Below are 20,079 nucleotides of genomic sequence, written 5' to 3' on the forward strand. Positions count from 1 at the left end.
AAAATATATTTTGTATTATAGATAATTTATGTTAGGATAGGGATACGAGGTGATAAATTCATGAAGAGATACAAATATAAAATTCTTATTTTGACAGGTGCTGCACTTGCTTTATGTATACCAATAAGGTTTTCATCAGTTCATGTAGAAGCTTTAAAAGCTCCATTTGTTGGTATCTTAGAATATAACTTTACTTATAATGTAAAAGAGAAACCATCAAATAATTCAAAGACTCTTTCAACCATTCAATTTGGTCAGTCTTTGGCTTTTCTTGGAGAAGTTAAAGATAGTGATGGGGATACATGGAACTATGTAGAGTATTATAAGAATAATAGAAAATTAAAAGGATATGTTTATAATAAGAAATATTCAAGTGGCTATCGTTTTGGAAAATATCAATATGATGCTGCATTTGAAAAGAAGATTTCATCTTTTCCTGAATCTTATAAATTAAGATTAAGATATATGCATTCTGTCTATCCATTATGGAATTTTATTCCGGTAGAGACAGGTCTTGATTTTAATACTGCAGCTTCACAGTTTCAGAAGTCAGCTTTAATTAGTTCAAATAATTCTCATCTGATTACTTCTCCTAAGGTATTAGAAGGTTCTTCATGGCGAAGAGCTTCTCTAGATACAGTAAAGTATCTGATGGATCCTAGAAATTATTTAGATGCTTATAATGGTATTGTTTTTAATAAACTTTCTTATAATGATTCAGAGGTATTACAGGATGCTAAATCAGTATTAAGTGGCACAGTATTATCAAAATATGCAAATACTTTTTATCAGGCTTCAAGAAAATATGATGTTTCTTTATTTAACTCTTTAACTCGAGCAGCTGTCGAACAGGGTAAAAATGGTGGATTAGGTTATAAAGGCGGTAAAGCATCCGGTGATAAGAGTGGTAAAAAGTATTACAATATCTTTAATATTGGAGCTAATGGCGGAGCACAGGATGGTATTAATTATGCTAAAAAGCAGGGCTGGAATACTGTTGAAAAGAGTATTTATGGAGGTATGGAATATCTGGGAAATAAATACATCAAAGGCGGTCAGTGGTCATTATATTTACAAAGATTTAATGTTAATAAGTCAAGTAAATATAAGATTTATACACATTCGTATATGACGAATATTCATGCTCCAATCACGGAAGCTAAAAAACTGACATATGCTTATTGTGTATCTAGAAATCATTTAGATGAGAAGAAGAAAAATCTTTATATTCCTGTGTATAAGAATATGCCTTATTCAACACAATACCCTGATCATCAGGATAAATATCTAAATTATTCACCGATATCTCTTAATACATCAGCAAGTGTAAAGACCGGCTGGTCTAAAATAAATGGCAGCTGGTATTATTACATTAATGGTAATAAGCAGACCGGCTGGATTAAGGATAAAGGCACATGGTATTATTTAAAATCTAATGGAGTAATGGCTACGGACTGGATTAAATACAAAGGCACATGGTATTATCTAAAATCTAATGGAGCAATGGCTACGGACTGGATTAAATACAAAGATACATGGTATTATCTGGAATCTAATGGAGCAATGGCTACAGGCTGGATTAAGGATAAAGGAGCATGGTATTATTTGGAATCATCAGGAGCAATGTCGGCTAATAAGTGGATTGGGAAATATCATGTTAATGGTAGTGGAAAATGGGATAAAACACGTAAATAAGGCTGATAAGCAGCCTTATTTTTCTATTGTTTTATAAAAAGTATTGCATTTTTATATATTCTAGTGTATATTAATTAAGCAATAATTGAATGCCTCAATAGCTCAGTTGGTTAGAGCATCTGACTGTTAATCAGGGGGTCGTAGGTTCGAGTCCTACTTGAGGCGCCAGTGGCGGATTGGAGAAACGGTTAACTCACATGCCTTTCACGCATGCATTCACGGGTTCGAATCCCGTATCCGTCACCATGATGGGAGCTTAGCTCAGTTGGGAGAGCGTCTGCCTTACAAGCAGAGGGTCAGCGGTTCGAGCCCGTTAGCTCCCACCATTTTTATTTGATGTAGAAATACATCTTTTTTTATTGTTTTAGTAAATTTCCGGTAAACAATTGACTACCTGCTTTTGTATCCATATAATTAGTTTAGATAACTTATTAGAAAGGATATAATATGGCAGCAGAAGTTAAGCGTATTAATAATGTATTGGATGAAATTATTCTAAAAAATGAATATTTAGAAGTTCATACATTAAATTTAGGATGTACAATCACAAAGATACTGGTTAAAGACAAGCATCATAATCTACAAGATGTAGTATTAGGATATGATGATTATAGCGATTATTTAAAGTATGATGGCTATCTGGGAGCATTGGTAGGAAGAGTAGCTAACAGGATAGGAAAGGGACAATTTACTTTGAATAACCGGCAATATCATCTTGCGATTAATAATGGTCCTAATACTCTTCATGGTGGAATTCACGGCTTCTCTTATCGTTTATTTAATTATAAAATTGAAGATGATAGCGTTATCTTTACTTATCTATCACCGGATGGGGAAGAGAATTTTCCGGGTAATTTATTAATGAGGACTACTTATCGTTTAAATAAAGAGACATTAGAAATCTCTTATCAGGCATCCGGTGATCAGGATACGTTGATTAATATTACCAATCATTCTTATTTTAATTTGGATGGTATACCTGATAAAATAGATAATCATTATTTAAAGATTAAGTCATCGGTTATGGCAGAGTCAGATACAAATGGACTGGTAACGGGAACTTTGACTGCTGTGGATGGTACACCTTTTGATTTTCGTCATGAAACAAAGATTAAAGATATGATCTATCAGACTAATAAACAGCTTGAAATAGGGCATGGCTATGATCATCCTTTTATTTTTGATGATTCAAAAGATCAAGTCACTTTGTATAGTGAAAAAACTGGAATAGAGCTCACTGTGAATACAACTTATCCATTGGCTCAGATTTATAGTGCAAACTATCTTGATGGCAGAATAGGAAAGAATAATAAACCATTAAATGCCGGAAGTGCTTTATGTATAGAAACACAGTATATGCCGGATAGTATTCATTTAGAAGAACATTCAAAAACAATATTAAAGAAAGGTCAGTTATATGATGAAAAGACATCATATACATTTAAAACAAGATAATGAACATACAGACATTAATTAAACAGTTAGAATCTCAGAAGCATAATCAGATCTTATTAGATCTTTATGGAGATGCTTCTTTAATTGATTATCAGAATAAGCGTTATATTCAGGCATTAAAAGAATATCAACATTTATATGGTGATGATGATATAGAGATGTATACGGCAGCCGGAAGGAGTGAAGTAGGAGGTAATCATACAGATCATCAGCATGGACGTGTACTGGCAGCAGCTATTAATTTAGATGCGATAGCGGTGGTAAGCAAACAAAAAGATATTATTAAGGTTGTATCAGATGATTTTAATATTAAAGAGATAGATATAAATGATTTAGAAAAAAAGAAGGAAGAAGAAGGAACATCGGCTGCTTTAATTAAAGGTGTTGTTTCAAGATTGAAGGAACTAGGCTATTCTGTTGGCGGATTTAAAGCTTATATTACGAGTGATGTTTTAATTGGTGCAGGACTTTCTTCATCAGCAGCATTTGAAGATCTTATCGGAACTATTATTGATGGATTATATAATAATATGTCTATTGATATGGTGACTATTGCGAAAGCGGGACAATATGCTGAAAATGTTTATTTCGGTAAGCCATGTGGTTTAATGGATCAGTGTGCCTGTGCAGTAGGCGGATTAATTTCTATTGATTTTAAGGATCCTTATTCACCACTGGTAGAACCTATAGATATAGATTTTGGAATATTCCATCATAGTTTATGTATCGTAGATACAAAAGGATCTCATGCTTCACTCACTAATGAGTATGCTGCTATTCCTAGAGAAATGAAATCTATAGCTCATGTCTTTGATGAGGAATATTTAAGAGATGTTGATGAAGAGAAGTTTATGGAAAGAGTTGCTGATCTGAGAATCCAGTGCGGCGATCGTGCTGTTTTAAGAGCTTATCATTTCTTTAAAGAAAATAAACGAGTAGAAAAGCTTGTAGAAGCACTTAAGAAGAAAGATTTTGATTTATTCAAGCATTTTGTTGCCTCATCAGGAAACAGCAGCTACAAATACCTTCAGAATGTCTTTACAACAATAGAACCTCATCATCAGCCTATTTCTATAGGATTAGCTATAAGTGAAGATATATTAGGTGATAAGGGCGTTTGTCGCGTTCATGGCGGAGGTTTTGCCGGTACAATACAGGCTTTTGTGAGTGATAATTATGTACAGATATATCAGAAAGAAATAGAGAAAGTATTTGGTAAGGGAAGCTGTCATGTGCTGAAGATAAGAAAATATGGAGGAAAGAAAATCTTTGATTAAAGCTAATATTTTTGATTTTAACGGTACTCTTTTTATTGATAATGATAAGCATATTAAAGCCTGGAATCGAATTTCTCTTCTATTAAGAAATAAGCCAATAGAAAAAGAGGAATTATATACATATTTTAATGGTGTTCCTAATAAAGAGATTATTTATTTTCTTTCAGGTCAGTGTTTAGATGAAGAAAGGATTCACTATTATTCTTTACTTAAAGAAAAGTATTATCGGGAATATTGTTTAGAGGATCAGAAAAACTTTCATTTGATTAAGGGAGCGGAAGAATATTTAGAAAAGCTTTCTTTACCTCATACTATTGCGAGTGCCTCCATTAAAGAGAATATTGATTTCTTTATTAAATCATTTGATTTAGAAAAGTGGTTCGATAAAGATCTGATTGTTTATGATAATGGAGATTATCATGATAAGAAAGCAATGTTTTTACAGGCTTCTTTGAATCTTCAGGTTCCGATTGAAGATTGTCTGATTTTTGAAGATTCAAAGAGCGGTATTGAAAATGCTTATGCCTGTGGCTGTCGTCATATTATTGTTTTAGATACAGCAGGTAAGGGAGAAGAGTATCTTCATTATCCCGGAGTTATAAAAGTTATTACAGATTTCAGTGAATTATAAAGCAAAAAACATTCAGATTTTTTCTGAATGTTTCAGTGTTTTATAATAGTCTATTAAGCTATTTTCGACTTGAATAAAAGTTTCATGTACCCAATTGAAACGTTCTTCGGGAATATAGCGTCTATAGATTTCTCTGATTTCTTTATGGAATTCATCATGAACTTCTAAAGCTTCAAAACCTTTACTGGTGAGTCTAAGAAAAGTAAAACGTTTATCATTTTCGTAGGTTTCTTTATATAAGAAACCTTTTTTTATAATTGTTTTTACATTTGTAGTAAGAGTACCCAGAGTGATTTTTAATCTTTGAGAAACATTGCTCATGGTTGGAAAAGGTTCTTTTGCGGCCGCTTCAATAACATGTATTTCAGTTAAAGACAGTTCAGGAAATTTACTGTTTTTTAGATAATCTTCCTGAGTCTTCATCGCCAGCTTAAAAACATTTGTTAACACATCCATAAATTCTTCATCACGTGTGTCCATTAATTTATTCATTCTCTCCTTTAAATATTACTTTATAGTAAAACTCTTTGTAATTCAACATATATCTACTCTTTTTGAGATAAAGAGAGCTGATTTAAGATAATATGATGTATTTTCTGATGCTCATCTAGAATTGTAAGGGTACCATCGGTATTTAGATGAAGAAACTGAGTGATTCCATAATTTAAATAAATAACTTTTTTATTTTTGAGATATGAATATTTGTTGATGGTATGAATAATATCATCTAAAGACAATGATTCCAGAAATGTATAATATGCCATAATTTTATTTAGTAAATCTTTTGATGAAATCTGATATTCTAACAGATGATTCAGACTAAGATAAAGGCTATTAGTGATATTAAGACCGGTACCGATGATTGTATATTTATTTAGGGTTTCTGTTAAGATACCGGCTATTTTCCGGTCATTTATAAAGATATCATTAGGCCACTTAACAGTGGCTTTTAAATGATAGAAATGAAGAGTATAAAGAATTGATAAAGCCATTTGCATAGAAGCATGAAAGGCTTCTTTATCTGTCAAATAAGAAAACATCAAATCATTTTCAGAGATCCACTGATGATCTCTTCTTCCTCTTCCTTTTGTCTGAATATCAGTATGTATAATACAGGGAGGGGTTAGCTGATCTAAATGTTCTTTAACATAGTCATTTGTGGATGGAAGACTCTCAAAATGAATATAATTCATTTTATTGTATCGCAAAAGTTAATTCCGCCTTAACTACGATTTTATCATTAACTTTTGCGATTGCCTCTCCAATACCAATATTTTTTCGTTGTCTTACCAGCTTGCATTCTAAGGAAACGACATCGCCCGGAATGACTTGACCTTTAAATTTACAGTTATTGATACCTGCAAAGAAGACAAGCTTACCTTTATTTTCTTGCTGTGATAATATTGCAATACATCCTGTCTGAGCTAAAGCCTCAACAATTAAGACTCCCGGCATCACATGATGTTCGGGAAAATGTCCCATAAATTGCATTTCATTAACACTGATACATTTAATACCTTTGGCATATTCACCGGGTTTGTAATCAGTGATTTTATCTACTAATGCAAAGGGATAGCGATGAGGATTGATAGCTTGAATTTGATTACTATTAAGTTCCATTATTTGTACTCCTTAAAAATAATTGAAGCATTATGACCGCCAAATCCTAATGAGTTACTCATACAATAATGCATGTTTAATGCCTGTCCTTTGTTTGGGGTGATGTTCAAATCACATTCCGGATCTTTTTCCCGATAATTGATTGTAGCCGGGACATAGCTGTTTTCTAATGCCTTGATACAGATTACAGCTTCAATGCCTCCGGCTGCACCTAGGCAATGACCGGTATTTCCTTTTGTAGAACTGATGAACAGTTTTTTAGCATGTTCCTTAAATACTGTTTTTATAGCAGCTGTTTCTCCGGAATCATTTAATAAAGTAGATGTTCCATGAGCATTAATATAATCAATATCATGATAATCAATATCAGCATCTTTTAGGGCATTATCCATTGCATAAGCTCCGCCTTCTCCATTAGGAGAAGGGGCTGTCATATGATAAGCATCACAGCTGACTCCATATCCAATTATTTCTGCATAAATAGGAGCATTTCTTTTTAAGGCATGTTCCAGCTCTTCTAATATAAGAATACCGGCACCTTCTCCCATTACAAATCCATGTCTTTGAGCATCAAAAGGAATAGAAGCACGATTCTTATCATGACTTTCACTTAAAGCCTTCATAGCAGTAAAACCACCAATGCCTAGAGGGGTAATTGAACTTTCACATCCTCCAGCCAGCATAATCTCCAAATAGCCATCTCTAATTATTCTAAAGGCTTCACCGATTGCATTTGTTCCTCCGGCACAGGCGGTTACAGGACAGCTGGCCATACCTTGAGCTTTAATCGCAATCGCAATCTGACCGGATGCCAGATTACTGATAGCCATAGGAATAAAAAAAGGAGAAACACGATCAAAGCCTTTTTCTAAGCCTTTCTGATAATTATCTTCAATAGTCTTTAAGCCGCCAATACCGCTGGATACATTTACACCAAAGCGATGAGTATTAATAATGCTTTCATTGAGTCTTGCATCTTTATAAGCTTCTAAAGATGCAATCATGCCAAGCTGTGTAAATCTATCCATTTTACGTGCTTCTTTAGGATTAAGATAATCCTTTAGATTTAAGTTTTTTACTTCACCGGCCAGCTGTACTTTCATATGATCGGCATCAAATAGAGAGATTGTATCAATACCATTAATACCATTCTTAATACTTTCCCATGTTTCCGCTACATTGTGTCCAATCGCATTAATACTGCCCAATCCTGTTACAACAACTCTTCTTTTCATAATCTCCTCCTACATGGCCATTCCGCCATCAGCTTGTAAGACATGTCCGGTAATATAAGATGCTTCATCACTTGCAAGGAATGCGACAGCATAGGCGATGTCTTCAGGCTTTCCCAATCTTTCTAGTGGAATATGATGAATCATATTTTCCAGATATTCCTGATCTAATTTCTTAGTCATATCTGTTTCAACAAATCCCGGTGCAACAACATTTACTGTAATATGACGACTTCCCAGTTCTTTAGCAAGAGATTTACTCATACCGATAATTCCTGCTTTACTGGCGGCATAGTTTGTCTGACCGGGATTACCAATAATACCGGTTACTGATGATAAAGAAATGATTCTTCCATATTTTTGTTTAATCATTATTTTGCTGGCATATTTCATGCATAGAAATGTTCCTTTTAAATTGGCATCTATAACCTGATTAAAATCCTCTGTTTTAGTACGAATAATCAGATTATCTCTGGTAATACCGGCATTATTGACTAAAATATCAAGTCTTCCAAAATGATCCTTGATCAGCTTAAATATCTCTTTAACATCCTCTTCATTTGAAATATCACCTTTTGCAAGCAGTACCTGAACGCCTAAAGACTCTATTTCTTTTTGTAATTTTAAGGCTATTTCATCATTATTAGAATTTTTTCTATAATTAAGAACAATGTTCGCTCCTTTTGATGCTAGAGTAAGAGCCGTTGCTTTACCTATACCTTTAATACCGCCTGTAATTAAAGCTATTTTACTTGTCAGATCCATAGATTTCCTCCTTACATTTTTCTAACGATTTCATATCTTCAGCTTGAAGTATTTTTACATTTCTATTTATTTTCTTAACAAAGCCGCTTAATACTTTACCCGGACCTATTTCAATAAATGTATCGACTCCCTGATCAATCATATAACGAATAGAATCTTCAAAATAAACAGGACTCATAACCTGCTTTTCTAAAAGCTCAGGAATACTTTCATTTTCTTTTTCTTTTCCTAAAGTATTAAAAACTACAGGCACTCTCATTGGCTTAAAAGTAATAGTTTTAAAATAGTCATGTAATACCTGTGAAGCAGGTAATAACAGTTTGGTATGAAAAGGACCGCTTGTCGCCAGTTTAACGGTTTTTCTAGCACCTTTTTCTAAAGCCAGTTCAGCAGCTTTTTTAACTGCCTGTCTTTCTCCACTAATAACAAGCTGTCCGGGACAGTTATAATTTGTTATAGAGACAACACCTAAAGAAGCGGCTTCATCAACAGCTTCTTCTAAAAGAGAGCGATCTAATCCTAAAATAGCCTGCATTTCACAGTCAATATTTTTAGCGGCTGTTTTCATTGCCCATCCTCTTAATTTTAAGGTATTTATTAAAGTATCAGAGTCAAAAACACCGCTCGCAAAAAGAGCACTGTATTCACCAAGTGATAAACCGCAGACATAATCCGGATAAATATTATATTCATTAAGCATATGAGTAGTCATTACAGCAGCTGCACCCATACATGGCTGGGTATAGGCAGTCTGATTTAAAAGATCATTCTTTTCAAACATGATTTTTTTAAAATTAAAATCCGATGGAGAAAGCTGATCTAGAAAATCATGACAGAATTTATTATTTAAATAAAAATCCTGACCCATTCCCTGATGCTGACTACCTTGACCGGCATAGATAAATCCTATTTTCATATAAAAGCTCCTTTCAATTCATTGATGAGTTCTTTAACGGAAATAATTTTATCAATACGATATCCATTACTTCCGGTAAAGATCAGTCCGTTATCTAAATCTCCATTTACTGCACGAATAAGAGCTTCAGTAATACAGTATGGAGCATGGATGACATCACAGGAAGATATACATCTAAAACAGCGATGAATAGGGATTTTACCTTTTTCAGTTTTTAGAATAAAGACATTTCTCATAGCTCTTCCCGGCATCCCGACAGGTGATGTAACAAGTGTAATATCTTCCTTTTTGGCTTGTATAAAAGCATTTTTATAAATCGGTGAGGCATCACATTCATGAGTTCCTATAAAGCGTGTTCCAATCTGAACACCATCAGCATTAAGCATCATGAAATGTCTGATATCTTTACTGTCAAAAATACCTCCGGCCACAAAGATAGGAATAGATTTGTGATATTTTAAAGCAAATTCTATAATTATTTCTTTTACATCTTTAAGTATTTCTTCTAATGACTGGCAAGTCTGATTTATTAAATCAGTTTTTTTGAATCCCAGATGACCCCCGGCTAGTGATGATTCAATCACTATAAAATCGGCAATACGATGATAATGACGATCCCAGCTTTTTAGGATCAGTCCGGCAGCTTTACCGGAAGAGACGATCGGAGCAATTAAAGTTTCTTTATTAACATACTCCGGCAGCTTTAATGGCAGACCGGCACCTGAGATAATAGCATCTGCACCGCTTTTAACACTTTGCACAACATGATCCTTATAATCACTTAAAGCTGTCATAATATTCATAGCAATTATGCCATTGCCGGAAGCAATCTGTTTAGCTTTTTTAATCTCCTGATCAATAGCTCTTAGATTAGCTTTCTTAGTATTGGTATAAAAGTCTTTTTCTTTAAAACCGATTTGAGCACTGGATATGACACCCATACAGTGATTGAAAGCAACATGACCGGCCAGATTTCCTAATGAAACACCCACTCCCATTCCTCCTTGAATAAGAGGAATCTTCAGTTCGTAAGGACCTATTTTCATAATTGCACCTCTTGGAGCTTCTCTTTTTCTTTTTTGAGGTCATTAAAGAGTTCTTCAATGATTATATTTAATGGACGAATAGAATGAAGCATACCGGCTGTCTGACCGGCCATTAAAGATCCTGTATCAGTATCTCCTTCAATAACAGCTCTAGCCAGTCCTCCTAATGTAAACTTTTCAAGTTCCATTAAATCAGCTCCTTCTTTTTCTTTTTGAATATAAGTCTTTGACATTTTATTTTTTAAAATACGAACCGGTGTACCGGCAATTCTTCCTGTTACAACTGTACCGGTATCTTTTGCTTTAAGAAGTGCTTCTTTATAATTAGGATGAATAGGTGCTTCTTTACTTGAAAGCAGAATTGTTCCTACCTGAAAGCCATCTGCACCTAAAGCTAAGGCGGCTAATGCCTGTTTGCCTGAAGCAATACCGCCGGCAGCAATGACAGGAATAGAGACTGCTTCTTTAACCTGTGGAACAAGAGTTATTGTAGTTAATTCACCTACATGACCGCCTGATTCACATCCTTCGGCAATGACTGCATCAGCACCGGCACGTTCCATTCTTTTTGCCATTGCGACACTGGCAACAACAGGGATTACAGTAATACCTGCCTGTTTCCACATCTTCATGTATTTTCCGGGGTTTCCGGCTCCGGTTGTTACTACTTTAATTCCTTCTTTGACAACAAGTTCTGCCTGTTTATCTGCATCCGGATTTAAAAGCATTAAATTAACACCGAATATTTTATCTGTATAAGTTTTTGCTTCATCAATAGCTGATTTTAACATTTCGAGAGTCATTCCGCCGGAACCTATTAATCCTAGAATACCTGCGTTGGCACACTGAGCTGCAAAATGACCTGTTGCAACTCTTGCCATTCCTCCTTGAATAAGAGGATATTTCAAATTGAATTTTTCATTTAACCACATAATTTTCTCCTACCATTCGACAATGTTCCCGCCATAAGTCAGACCACCGCCAAATCCTATCATCATTAAACGCATTCCCTTTTTTAGAAGTTTTTTCTGATTCATTTCATCAAGAGCTAAGGGAATGCTTGCTCCTGAAGTGTTGCCATATTCCTGTAAGTTTGTATAGAACTTATCCGCCGGAATATGCAGTTTTTTATAAACATGAGCAATAATACGTTTATTAGCTTGATGAATAATAAAATAATCAATATCATTTATATCCAGCTGACTTACATTAAGTAAGTCAATAATACATTTCTCAATTACATGAGTAGCAAAACGGAATACAGCACGTCCCTGCATGGAAAGATATTCTTTAGCATATAAAGCTTCTAAATTTCCCTGAGATCCTGTGATCTGATAAAAAGGACTCTTCTGATATGCTACGACTGCACTGCCTGCTCCATCACCAAATAAGATACATGTTGAACGATCTGTAAAATCTATAATAGATGAGAGCTTTTCTGCTCCTACAATTAATGCATAAGGCTTTTTACTTGAAGATAATAGACTATGTGCGACATGACAGCTATAAACAAATCCTGAACACGCTGCATTCAAATCAAAGGCTAAAATATCTTCCGGTAAGCCGAGTTTTTCTTGAATAAGACAAGCTATTGAAGGAGTATGATAAGGATTTGTGATAGAAGCTGCAATAATGATTCCAATCTTCTTTTTATCAATAGTCTCTATAGCTTTTAAAGATGCTAGAAAGGCTAATTCGACAGTATCTTGATCGGAAGCAAAATGGCGATAAGAAATACCGGTACGACTGGTAATCCATTCATCGTTGGTATCTACCAGCTTACTTAAGTCATCATTGCTGACTCTTTTTTTTGGCACATAGGAACCTGTACTTATGATTTTTAATCCCATAGTTTTCTCCTTTTATTCATAGATTTCACCAATCTTACGATATTTTTTATAACGTTCATTGATAAGCTGGTTTTCTGAAAGTCTAGTTAATCTTTCCAGCTGATCAAAGAGAATATTTCTCATCTTACGATAAGAGTAAGCCGGATTGTTTTGAATACCACCCGGAGCTTCGGGAATAATCTCATCAATAATAGAATATTCTAGAAGATGAGAAGCAGTAAGCTTCATCACTTCACAGGCTTCTTCAATACGTTCTCCTTTAACATCTTTCCATAAGATAGAGGAGAATCCTTCCGGAGATAATACTGAATAGACAGCATTTTCCATCATCGCAATATAATTACCAATAGAAAGTGCTAAAGCACCTCCTGATCCTCCTTCTCCAGCCACAAAGACAATGATTGGTACTTTTAAACTGCTCATCATCATTAAAGATTGACCAATAGCTTCACCAATTCCATTTTCCTCAGCATGAATACCCGGATAAGCACCGGGAGTATCAATAAAGGTAATAACCGGACGATGAAATTTTTCTGCCTGTTTCATTAATCTGATAGCTTTCCGATATCCTTCCGGAGAAGCCATACCAAACTGACATTTCATATTATCTTGAAGATTTCTGGCTTTCTGGTGTCCTATAATAGTTACAGGAATATGATGAAAATAAGCAATTCCGCCTACAATTGCCTGATCATCTTTAAAATATCTATCACCATGCATTTCAAAAAAATCATCAAATAGATTGTCAATATAATCATGAATATGTGGACGTTCTGTTTTACGGGCTAAATAAACATGGTCATAGGCACTTAATGATTGATAAGCTGTCTTTTTATAAGCATTAATAGTTTCTTCAATACGATTAATATCCAGATGATCTTTATAAGCTTCATCATTTTTAATAATAGAAAGCTTCTTTTCCAGTTCTTCTATTTTTATTTCTTTTTCTTTTAAGTTCATGATTAACCTCCATGAATGGTTAAGAGTTTACTCAGTGTATCTCTCATCTGACTTCTTTCAACAATCAGATCAATAAATCCATGATCTAATAAAAATTCAGATGTCTGAAAGCCTTCCGGTAATGCGGTTTTCATTGTACTTTCGACAACTCTTGGACCGGCAAATCCTACTAATGCTCCGGGTTCAGCAATATTAATATCGCCCAGCATCGAAAATGAGGCAGTGACACCGCCAAAAGTAGGATGTGTTAAATAAGAAATATAAAGTAAACCGGCATCTAGATGTCTTTTTAAAGCATTACATGTTTTACTCATCTGCATTAAGGAAAAAATACCCTCCTGCATGCGTGCTCCGCCGCTTGAACTAAAGATAATAAGAGGGTATTTCTTCTTGGTAGCCATTTCAATGCCACGGGTTATTTTTTCTCCAATAACACTACCCATTGAAGCCATCATAAAACGATTATCCATCACAATAACGACAACTTTTGTTTTAGCGATATTTCCTTTTGAAACGATAATACCGTCATTCATGCCGGTTTTCTTTTTAGCAATATCAATTTTATCTTTATATTCCGGAAAGCTTAAAGGATCTTTAGTATCCAGAAAACGATAGTACTCTTTATATTGATGTCCATCGTAGAGCTCATATAAACGCTCCTGACTGTTTATAAAAAGATGATGATGGCATTGAGGACAGACATGAAGATTATCTTTAAGAGTGCTTGTAGGTATGAGTTCTCCACATCCCGGACATTTTGTATAAATGCCTTCAGGTATTTCTTTAGTTTTGGAAAAATCTTTTTTACCCAGATAATCTTTGAATGATTGTAGTTCCTGTTTTCTTCTTTTTAACAGTTTATCCATTTGAGATCATCTCCTCTAAATGATTTTCAATAAATGATGTATCAAACTTTCCTCTAAGATAGTCTTTAGAATAAAGAATATAAAACTCTAATGTCTGAGTTGTATGTGGTCCTTCAATTAGCAATTCACTTAACGCTCTTCTCATACGATGAATAGCTTCTAAGCGAGTAGGTGCATGAACAATAATTTTTGCGAGCATAGAATCATAATGAGGGGATATCTGATAACCCTGATAAATAAAAGAGTCTACACGTACTCCTGGTCCTCCGGGGAAATGTAATGATTGAATCTTAGCAGGACTGGGAGTGAAGTTATGATTAGGATCTTCAGCATTGATACGGCATTCAATCGCATATCCTTGAATATGAATATCATTCTGAGAGTAAGAGAGCTTCATACCAAAAGCAATCCGCAGTTGCTCTTTAATAAGATCAATACCGGTAATCATTTCAGTAACAGGATGTTCTACCTGAATACGTGTGTTCATTTCAATAAAATAAAAATGCTGATTTTCATCTAATACAAATTCGACTGTACCGGCATTTGTATAGTTAGCACTCTTAGCCGCCATAATAGCTGCTTCCCCCATTTGTTTTCTTAATGAATCATTAAGCATACGGCAAGGTGCTTCCTCAATCATTTTCTGATTTCTTCTTTGCAGAGAACAGTCTCTTTCTCCTAAGTGAATAATATGTCCATGTTCATCAGCGAGAATCTGAAATTCAATATGCTTAGGATTTAAAATCAGTTTCTCGGCATACATATCATCATTACCAAAGCAGGCTTTAGCTTCCGCTTTAGCGGTTGTATAAGCTTCGTAAAGCTCTTCTTTAGAGAAAGCTTTACGCATGCCTCTTCCGCCTCCGCCGGCACTGGCTTTGATTAAGAGAGGATAACCGATCGTATCTCCTAATTTTTCCAATTCTTCATAACTGCCAATAGAGCCATCACTGCCGGGAACAACGGGAACATGAGCTTTTATCATCAATTCTCTTGCTTTTGATTTATTGCCTAAGGCATCAATAGTGTCTCCATCAGGCCCAATAAATTTTAAATGACATGATTTAACTAGACGAGCAAATTGGGCATTCTCAGATAAGAATCCAAATCCCGGATGAATAGCTTCACATCCTGTTTCAATTGCAGCTTCAATAATTGCATGCATATTTAAATAACTGTCTGCACTCTGTGGACCGCCGATACAGATTGCCTGATCAGCTAAAGCAACATGCAAAGAGTCTTTATCAGCCGTAGAATAAACTGCTACAGTAGCAATTTGCAGTTCTTTGCATGTACGGATAATACGAACCGCTATTTCACCACGATTCGCAATAAGTATTTTTTTAAACATTTTCTTCAATTATCATTAAAGTCTGATCAAATTCTACAAGATCACCATTTTTTACAGAAATCTGTTTGATAGTACCATCAGTTTCTGCTTTAATCTCATTCATAACTTTCATAGCTTCAATGATACAAAGGGTTGTTCCCTTAGAAACATGATCTCCTGCTTTCACAAACGGCTGAGATTGTGGAGAAGGGGAGTCATAAAATATACCAACCAATGGTGAATGGACCGCAATGCCTGTTTCTTCTTTAACCGGTTCTTTAACAACTTCTACAGGCTGTTTGATAGAAGGCTGAGCAGTAATCACTTCACCCGATGTTTTTTCTAATTCAAGTTTTAAGTCTTTGTATTCGACTTTCATTTTAGTAATGGATGCTTTTTCAAAAGCATCCATTAGTTCTTTGACTGAGTCCATATTGACCTCCTTTTGAAATTCAAAGTATTTAATTAAAAAAATTACTGATGACTTTCAATATAACGGACAATATCTCCAACTGTCACAAGCTTAGCAGCTTCTTCATCAGAAACTTCTACACCAAATTCATCTTCTACTGCCATTACTAATTCCACAGCATCTAATGAATCTGCATCAAGATCTTCTTTTAAAGAAGCTTCCATAGTAACAATATCTTCCTCACAGTTTAATGATTCAACAATTAAGTCTTTTACTTTTTCAAATGTCATAATCTTTTCCTCCTTGACGAGCACATTATATCTGAATATTTTTATTTGTAAAGATTTGAAATTCAAAATATAAATAAGTAGATATAACTAATTTATCATATTTACTAATTATATCAACAATTTGATATACAAAATAATAACAAAAATTTATAGATATTTTTTTATTTTTTTATTCATATAGACAGAAATAATAATTTTAATACAGTCTCCCGGCAAGAAAGGAATAACACAGCTTAAAAGGGCATTTATCAATGGTGATTTAGTCATTAAGATGAAATGAATAGTACCAATTGTATAAATTAAGAGTGAAGCAAATAATAAAGAAAGCATAGCATTCTTCTCTTTTTGATAACACATGTGACTGATGAAATAGCTGGCCGGGATTAAGCTGTATAAATAGCCTCCCGTAATAGTTGGAATTCTGGCAAAGGGTCCTAATATAAGAAAAATAAGAATACTCATAACCGCAAATTTCTTTTCTTGCAGCATAGAAGAGATATAGACACCTAATGTCATAAGTGTGATCGGAATCATTCCCGGCAGGGGAATACTGATGGAGGAGAGGATATAGATCGATCCTCCAAATAATGCAGATATAAGCCACGGCTTGCTTTGATTCATTGTTTTCATCTCCTTTGAGAGCTACTATAGACTAATTTGAATTTCAAATCAACGATTAAAAAAACTATTGTATATTTTGTATACTGGAGTATAATGTTTTTTGGTTTAATAAATTAAACAAAAAGTTTAATTAATAAAACGGAGGGATTATGAATATTGGTCATAAAATCAGAGATTTACGTAAGAAGAATGGTCTGACTTTAGAAGAACTGGCCAGTCGCAGTGAAGTCACCAAGGGCTTCCTCTCACAGCTGGAAAGAGATCTGACATCGCCTAATCTTTCAGCTTTAGAAGATATCTTAGAAGCTTTGGGAACAAGCTTAAAAGCTTTTTTTAATGAAGATGATAAAGAAGAAAAGATTGTTTTTAAAAAGGAAGATGTTTTTATCGATGAGAGGAAGAATGAAATTGTTGAGTGGATTGTTCCTAATGCACAGAAGAATGCTATGGAACCTATTAAATTAACACTTCATGCAGGCTGTAAAACAAGTCTGATGACACATAATGGGGAAGAGTTTGGATATATATTAAAGGGAAGTCTATTGATTGTTTCTGATAATAGAAAGTATCGGGTAAATGCTAAAGAGGCATTTTATTTGTCCGGACATCATAGTCATTATCTCTATAATCCTTTAAAAAGGGATACAGTATTTTTATGGATTACAACTCCTCCTCAATTTTAAGGGGGAATGGAAATGAGCGATAAAAAGAAAATTATTCAATTTAAACATATTGTAAAGAGTTTTGATAATCAGATTGTATTAAAAGGTGTAGATCTGGATATCTATGAAAATGAATTTGTGACATTATTAGGTCCTTCCGGATGTGGTAAAACAACATTATTACGTATATTAGGAGGGTTTTTAGAACCTACCGAAGGGATGGTTATTTTAAATGGAGAGGATATTAAAAATGTTCCTCCTTATAAAAGAGAGTTAAATACTGTTTTTCAAAAATATGCTTTATTTCCGCATATGAATGTTTATGATAATATTGCTTTTGGATTAAAGATAAAGAAAGTTTCAAAAGATATTATTGATCAGAAAGTAATGAGAATGCTTAAGCTTATTGGCTTGGAGGGTTATGAAAAGAAGAATGTAACTCTCTTATCAGGAGGTCAGCAGCAACGTGTTGCGATTGCCAGAGCCTTAGTTAATGAGCCGGCAGTATTATTATTAGATGAACCGTTAGGTGCATTAGATTTGAAGCTAAGAAAAGAAATGCAGTATGAATTAAAAAGAATTCAGCAGGAAGTAGGTATTACATTTATCTTTGTCACTCATGATCAGGAAGAAGCCTTAACAATGAGTGATAAAATTGTGGTTATGAAAGATGGAGAAATACAGCAGGTAGGAACACCGCAGGAAATATATAATGAGCCGGTCAATAAATATGTTGCACAGTTTGTGGGTGAATCAAATATTATTCCCGGACGAATGATTGAAGATAAAAAAGTAAGATTTGATGATATTACTTTTGCATGTGTAGATACAGGTTTTAAGTCTAATGAGAAAGTAGATGTGGTTATTCGTCCTGAAGATATTGATATTGTAGATATTGAAAAAGGTAAGATGACAGGAGAAGTTCTATCTGTTTTATTTAAAGGCGTCCATTATGAAATTATGGTTGAAACGGTTCCCGGAACAACGGTTACTGTAAATATGCATGTTAATAAGAATTATGCAGTCACTAGTGATGATGGTAAGGAAAGTATCAGTGCTAATGATTTCTATCTTGATTTAGAAGATATGGAAGGTATTGAGGATGCATTGATTATTGCTCGTGCGGATGCACAGGCATGGGATAATGAAACAGAAGATAATCTGTCTATTGCTCATATTGATACTAATCTTACGAATGAAATAGGGGAATATCAGGTTACTTTCTCAACTGCTAATGGTACATCAATTACTAAAAAAATCTGGGTTATTAATCAGCGTGTAACTGAAAATAAGAAAGCCAATGAAGCTATTTCGGCATTTAATTTCTTTAAGACAGTGGATGAAATTGAAGAATCTGTTGCTTTAGATACTGATTTAAAGACTTGGGCAAATGCTCAGGCATGGAAACTGACTGATCAGGAAGATGATATTGATTTATATGTGGATTATGACTTTGATCCTGACCATATGAATGAAGGTGTATATAAAGTTACTTTCTCTACTACAGGAAGAGAATTTAAAATTCATACAACGGATTATGTTGAAGAAGGTAAAGAAGTCGGTCTTACATTCTTCCCTGAAGATATTCATGTTATGGAGAAAATGGGATTCTAATGAAGAAATTGAGACAGTTGGTGACTCCTTATATCATTTGGAGTGTGTTAATGCTGCTTTTACCGATGCTGCTTGTAGCAATGTATTCATTGATGCAAACAGGAAACAGTATTATTACTTTTAAAATCACCTTTAATAATTATATTCGTTTCTTTACAGATTCTGATTTCTTGCTGATCTTATGGAGATCTTTAGTTATTGCTTTTAAAACAACAGTTATCTGTCTGATTCTAGGTTATCCGATAGCTTATTATATTTCTAAGACTAAGCCTGAAAAACAGAGGCTGCTGGTGTTATTAATTACTTTACCCATGTGGATTAACATGCTTGTACGTACTTATGCATGGATAGGATTATTATCAAGTGATGGTATTATTACCGGTTTTTTACATCTGCTTGGCTTTAAGCATGTTCAACTCCTTTATACTGAAACAGCGGTATTAATTGGTATGGTTTATAATTTTCTTCCATTTATGATATTACAGATTAATACGGCTTTATCAAAGATGGATAAATCACTTATTGAGGCCAGTCATGATTTAGGGGCTGATCCTAAGGCAACATTTTTAAGGGTTGTTTTTCCGCTATCTATTTCAGGCGTTGTTTCGGGCATTACATTAGTATTCTTGCCGGCAGTAAGTTCCTTCTTTATTCCTAAGCTATTAGGAGGAGGTCAGTATTTTTTGATTGGTAACGTTATTGAAAATCAATTTATTACAGTAGGTGAATGGAATTTCGGTTCCGCTATTTCAATGATCATTGCAGTCATTATGATGCTTTTGATGATGCTTGTAAGAAAAGCGGAGTCCTATGGTGCAGTAAAGGGGGATGAATAAG

Annotated in this window: 22 protein-coding genes and 3 tRNA genes; 10 read left to right on the top strand and 15 right to left on the bottom strand. The window is 34.3% G+C overall.

Translation table 11 applies throughout. The annotated features are described in order from the left end of the window. The first annotated feature begins 60 nt into the window (after positions 1 to 60). From HMPREF9943_RS05675 to HMPREF9943_RS05705, 7 genes are all read left to right on the top strand, one after another. On the top strand, positions 61 to 1,695 hold the full coding sequence (locus HMPREF9943_RS05675; protein ID WP_004802955.1) for an N-acetylmuramoyl-L-alanine amidase family protein: 1,635 nt from the start codon (positions 61 to 63) through the stop codon (positions 1,693 to 1,695). A gap of 91 nt (positions 1,696 to 1,786) precedes the next feature. Then, a tRNA-Asn gene (locus HMPREF9943_RS05680) sits at positions 1,787 to 1,863 on the top strand. Positions 1,864 to 1,865: 2 nt separating this feature from the next. Further along, positions 1,866 to 1,941 (top strand) — tRNA-Glu (locus HMPREF9943_RS05685). A gap of 4 nt (positions 1,942 to 1,945) precedes the next feature. Then, a tRNA-Val gene (locus HMPREF9943_RS05690) sits at positions 1,946 to 2,021 on the top strand. Positions 2,022 to 2,142: 121 nt separating this feature from the next. Then, positions 2,143 to 3,150, top strand: coding sequence for an aldose epimerase family protein (locus HMPREF9943_RS05695; RefSeq protein ID WP_004802958.1), 1,008 nt, complete (start codon positions 2,143 to 2,145; stop codon positions 3,148 to 3,150). Beyond that, complete coding sequence (locus HMPREF9943_RS05700) at positions 3,150 to 4,427, top strand: galactokinase (protein ID WP_004802960.1); 1,278 nt, start codon at positions 3,150 to 3,152, stop codon at positions 4,425 to 4,427. The genes HMPREF9943_RS05695 and HMPREF9943_RS05700 overlap by 1 nt, the downstream gene beginning before the upstream one ends. Next, entirely contained in the window at positions 4,420 to 5,058 is a 639-nt protein-coding gene (locus HMPREF9943_RS05705; protein WP_004802962.1) for an HAD family hydrolase, read from the top strand. Before HMPREF9943_RS05700 ends, HMPREF9943_RS05705 begins: the two co-directional genes overlap by 8 nt. A gap of 12 nt (positions 5,059 to 5,070) precedes the next feature. Here the strand turns inward: HMPREF9943_RS05705 and HMPREF9943_RS05710 are convergent, their stop codons facing one another. The 15 genes from HMPREF9943_RS05710 to HMPREF9943_RS05780 all read right to left on the bottom strand — a co-directional run bounded on the left by HMPREF9943_RS05710 (position 5,071) and on the right by HMPREF9943_RS05780 (position 16,966). Further along, a complete protein-coding gene (locus HMPREF9943_RS05710) occupies positions 5,071 to 5,550 on the bottom strand; it encodes a MarR family winged helix-turn-helix transcriptional regulator (protein ID WP_004802964.1) in 480 nt (159 codons plus the stop codon). 53 nt (positions 5,551 to 5,603) lie between these two features. Then, positions 5,604 to 6,266, bottom strand: coding sequence for a biotin--[acetyl-CoA-carboxylase] ligase (locus HMPREF9943_RS09710; RefSeq protein ID WP_004802967.1), 663 nt, complete (start codon positions 6,264 to 6,266; stop codon positions 5,604 to 5,606). Further along, a complete protein-coding gene (gene fabZ, locus HMPREF9943_RS05720) occupies positions 6,253 to 6,678 on the bottom strand; it encodes a 3-hydroxyacyl-ACP dehydratase FabZ (RefSeq protein ID WP_004802969.1) in 426 nt (141 codons plus the stop codon). The genes HMPREF9943_RS09710 and fabZ overlap by 14 nt, the downstream gene beginning before the upstream one ends. Next, entirely contained in the window at positions 6,678 to 7,913 is a 1,236-nt protein-coding gene (fabF, locus tag HMPREF9943_RS05725) for a beta-ketoacyl-ACP synthase II (protein ID WP_004802972.1), read from the bottom strand. The genes fabZ and fabF overlap by 1 nt, the downstream gene beginning before the upstream one ends. Positions 7,914 to 7,922: 9 nt before the next feature. Further along, on the bottom strand, positions 7,923 to 8,675 hold the full coding sequence (gene fabG, locus HMPREF9943_RS05730; protein WP_004802974.1) for a 3-oxoacyl-[acyl-carrier-protein] reductase: 753 nt from the start codon (positions 8,673 to 8,675) through the stop codon (positions 7,923 to 7,925). Beyond that, a complete protein-coding gene (locus HMPREF9943_RS05735) occupies positions 8,659 to 9,591 on the bottom strand; it encodes an ACP S-malonyltransferase (RefSeq protein ID WP_004802976.1) in 933 nt (310 codons plus the stop codon). Before HMPREF9943_RS05735 ends, fabG begins: the two co-directional genes overlap by 17 nt. Continuing rightward, a complete protein-coding gene (locus HMPREF9943_RS05740) occupies positions 9,588 to 10,637 on the bottom strand; it encodes an NAD(P)H-dependent flavin oxidoreductase (protein WP_004802981.1) in 1,050 nt (349 codons plus the stop codon). Before HMPREF9943_RS05740 ends, HMPREF9943_RS05735 begins: the two co-directional genes overlap by 4 nt. Next, positions 10,634 to 11,569, bottom strand: coding sequence for a nitronate monooxygenase (locus tag HMPREF9943_RS05745; RefSeq protein WP_004802983.1), 936 nt, complete (start codon positions 11,567 to 11,569; stop codon positions 10,634 to 10,636). Before HMPREF9943_RS05745 ends, HMPREF9943_RS05740 begins: the two co-directional genes overlap by 4 nt. 9 nt (positions 11,570 to 11,578) lie before the next feature. Beyond that, positions 11,579 to 12,487, bottom strand: a complete 909-nt coding sequence (locus tag HMPREF9943_RS05750; RefSeq protein WP_004802985.1) for a beta-ketoacyl-ACP synthase 3 — start codon at positions 12,485 to 12,487, stop codon at positions 11,579 to 11,581. 12 nt (positions 12,488 to 12,499) lie between these two features. Beyond that, complete coding sequence (locus HMPREF9943_RS05755; RefSeq protein ID WP_004802986.1) at positions 12,500 to 13,447, bottom strand: acetyl-CoA carboxylase carboxyltransferase subunit alpha; 948 nt, start codon at positions 13,445 to 13,447, stop codon at positions 12,500 to 12,502. 2 nt (positions 13,448 to 13,449) lie between these two features. Then, positions 13,450 to 14,313 (bottom strand): acetyl-CoA carboxylase, carboxyltransferase subunit beta, encoded by an 864-nt coding sequence (accD, locus tag HMPREF9943_RS05760; RefSeq protein WP_004802988.1) that lies wholly within the window; start codon positions 14,311 to 14,313, stop codon positions 13,450 to 13,452. Further along, positions 14,306 to 15,664 carry an acetyl-CoA carboxylase biotin carboxylase subunit gene (gene accC / locus HMPREF9943_RS05765; RefSeq protein WP_004802989.1) on the bottom strand — a complete coding sequence of 453 codons (1,359 nt, stop codon included), beginning with the start codon at positions 15,662 to 15,664 and terminating at the stop codon, positions 14,306 to 14,308. Before accC ends, accD begins: the two co-directional genes overlap by 8 nt. Beyond that, entirely contained in the window at positions 15,657 to 16,076 is a 420-nt protein-coding gene (gene accB / locus HMPREF9943_RS05770) for an acetyl-CoA carboxylase biotin carboxyl carrier protein (protein ID WP_004802992.1), read from the bottom strand. Before accB ends, accC begins: the two co-directional genes overlap by 8 nt. 41 nt (positions 16,077 to 16,117) lie before the next feature. After that, complete coding sequence (gene acpP / locus HMPREF9943_RS05775) at positions 16,118 to 16,345, bottom strand: acyl carrier protein (protein ID WP_004802993.1); 228 nt, start codon at positions 16,343 to 16,345, stop codon at positions 16,118 to 16,120. 147 nt (positions 16,346 to 16,492) lie between these two features. Continuing rightward, a complete protein-coding gene (locus HMPREF9943_RS05780; RefSeq protein WP_004802996.1) occupies positions 16,493 to 16,966 on the bottom strand; it encodes a biotin transporter BioY in 474 nt (157 codons plus the stop codon). Between the two features lie 149 nt (positions 16,967 to 17,115). Here HMPREF9943_RS05780 and HMPREF9943_RS05785 point away from each other — a divergent pair, with 149 nt between their 5' ends. The 3 genes from HMPREF9943_RS05785 to HMPREF9943_RS05795 are packed head-to-tail and all read left to right on the top strand — an operon-like array spanning position 17,116 to position 20,078. Next, positions 17,116 to 17,649, top strand: a complete 534-nt coding sequence (locus HMPREF9943_RS05785) for a helix-turn-helix domain-containing protein (RefSeq protein ID WP_004802997.1) — start codon at positions 17,116 to 17,118, stop codon at positions 17,647 to 17,649. A gap of 6 nt (positions 17,650 to 17,655) precedes the next feature. Continuing rightward, positions 17,656 to 19,242, top strand: a complete 1,587-nt coding sequence (locus HMPREF9943_RS05790) for an ABC transporter ATP-binding protein (protein WP_040402702.1) — start codon at positions 17,656 to 17,658, stop codon at positions 19,240 to 19,242. Beyond that, complete coding sequence (locus HMPREF9943_RS05795) at positions 19,242 to 20,078, top strand: ABC transporter permease (protein ID WP_026624039.1); 837 nt, start codon at positions 19,242 to 19,244, stop codon at positions 20,076 to 20,078. The genes HMPREF9943_RS05790 and HMPREF9943_RS05795 overlap by 1 nt, the downstream gene beginning before the upstream one ends. The last annotated feature ends 1 nt before the right edge of the window (position 20,079 follow it).

It is taken from the genome of Eggerthia catenaformis OT 569 = DSM 20559, assembly GCF_000340375.1.
GTDB lineage: Bacteria > Bacillota_I > Bacilli_A > Erysipelotrichales > Coprobacillaceae > Eggerthia > Eggerthia catenaformis.

Excerpts from the sequence above, each read along its gene's own strand:
- HMPREF9943_RS05795 (WP_026624039.1), top strand. The coding sequence starts at position 19,242 with ATGAAGAAATTGAGACAGTTGGTGACTCCTTATATCATTTGGAGTGTG.
- HMPREF9943_RS05735 (WP_004802976.1), bottom strand. The coding sequence starts at position 9,591 with ATGAAAATAGGATTTATCTATGCCGGTCAAGGTAGTCAGCATCAGGGA.
- accD (WP_004802988.1), bottom strand. The coding sequence starts at position 14,313 with ATGGATAAACTGTTAAAAAGAAGAAAACAGGAACTACAATCATTCAAA.
- HMPREF9943_RS05695 (WP_004802958.1), top strand. The coding sequence starts at position 2,143 with ATGGCAGCAGAAGTTAAGCGTATTAATAATGTATTGGATGAAATTATT.
- HMPREF9943_RS05755 (WP_004802986.1), bottom strand. The coding sequence starts at position 13,447 with ATGAACTTAAAAGAAAAAGAAATAAAAATAGAAGAACTGGAAAAGAAG.
- HMPREF9943_RS05740 (WP_004802981.1), bottom strand. The coding sequence starts at position 10,637 with ATGAAAATAGGTCCTTACGAACTGAAGATTCCTCTTATTCAAGGAGGA.
- fabG (WP_004802974.1), bottom strand. The coding sequence starts at position 8,675 with ATGGATCTGACAAGTAAAATAGCTTTAATTACAGGCGGTATTAAAGGT.
- HMPREF9943_RS05785 (WP_004802997.1), top strand. The coding sequence starts at position 17,116 with ATGAATATTGGTCATAAAATCAGAGATTTACGTAAGAAGAATGGTCTG.
- HMPREF9943_RS05780 (WP_004802996.1), bottom strand. The coding sequence starts at position 16,966 with ATGAATCAAAGCAAGCCGTGGCTTATATCTGCATTATTTGGAGGATCG.
- HMPREF9943_RS05750 (WP_004802985.1), bottom strand. The coding sequence starts at position 12,487 with ATGGGATTAAAAATCATAAGTACAGGTTCCTATGTGCCAAAAAAAAGA.
- fabF (WP_004802972.1), bottom strand. The coding sequence starts at position 7,913 with ATGAAAAGAAGAGTTGTTGTAACAGGATTGGGCAGTATTAATGCGATT.
- acpP (WP_004802993.1), bottom strand. The coding sequence starts at position 16,345 with ATGACATTTGAAAAAGTAAAAGACTTAATTGTTGAATCATTAAACTGT.
- fabZ (WP_004802969.1), bottom strand. The coding sequence starts at position 6,678 with ATGGAACTTAATAGTAATCAAATTCAAGCTATCAATCCTCATCGCTAT.
- HMPREF9943_RS05790 (WP_040402702.1), top strand. The coding sequence starts at position 17,656 with ATGGAAATGAGCGATAAAAAGAAAATTATTCAATTTAAACATATTGTA.
- HMPREF9943_RS05745 (WP_004802983.1), bottom strand. The coding sequence starts at position 11,569 with ATGTGGTTAAATGAAAAATTCAATTTGAAATATCCTCTTATTCAAGGA.
- accB (WP_004802992.1), bottom strand. The coding sequence starts at position 16,076 with ATGGACTCAGTCAAAGAACTAATGGATGCTTTTGAAAAAGCATCCATT.
- HMPREF9943_RS05710 (WP_004802964.1), bottom strand. The coding sequence starts at position 5,550 with ATGAATAAATTAATGGACACACGTGATGAAGAATTTATGGATGTGTTA.
- HMPREF9943_RS05675 (WP_004802955.1), top strand. The coding sequence starts at position 61 with ATGAAGAGATACAAATATAAAATTCTTATTTTGACAGGTGCTGCACTT.
- accC (WP_004802989.1), bottom strand. The coding sequence starts at position 15,664 with ATGTTTAAAAAAATACTTATTGCGAATCGTGGTGAAATAGCGGTTCGT.
- HMPREF9943_RS05700 (WP_004802960.1), top strand. The coding sequence starts at position 3,150 with ATGAACATACAGACATTAATTAAACAGTTAGAATCTCAGAAGCATAAT.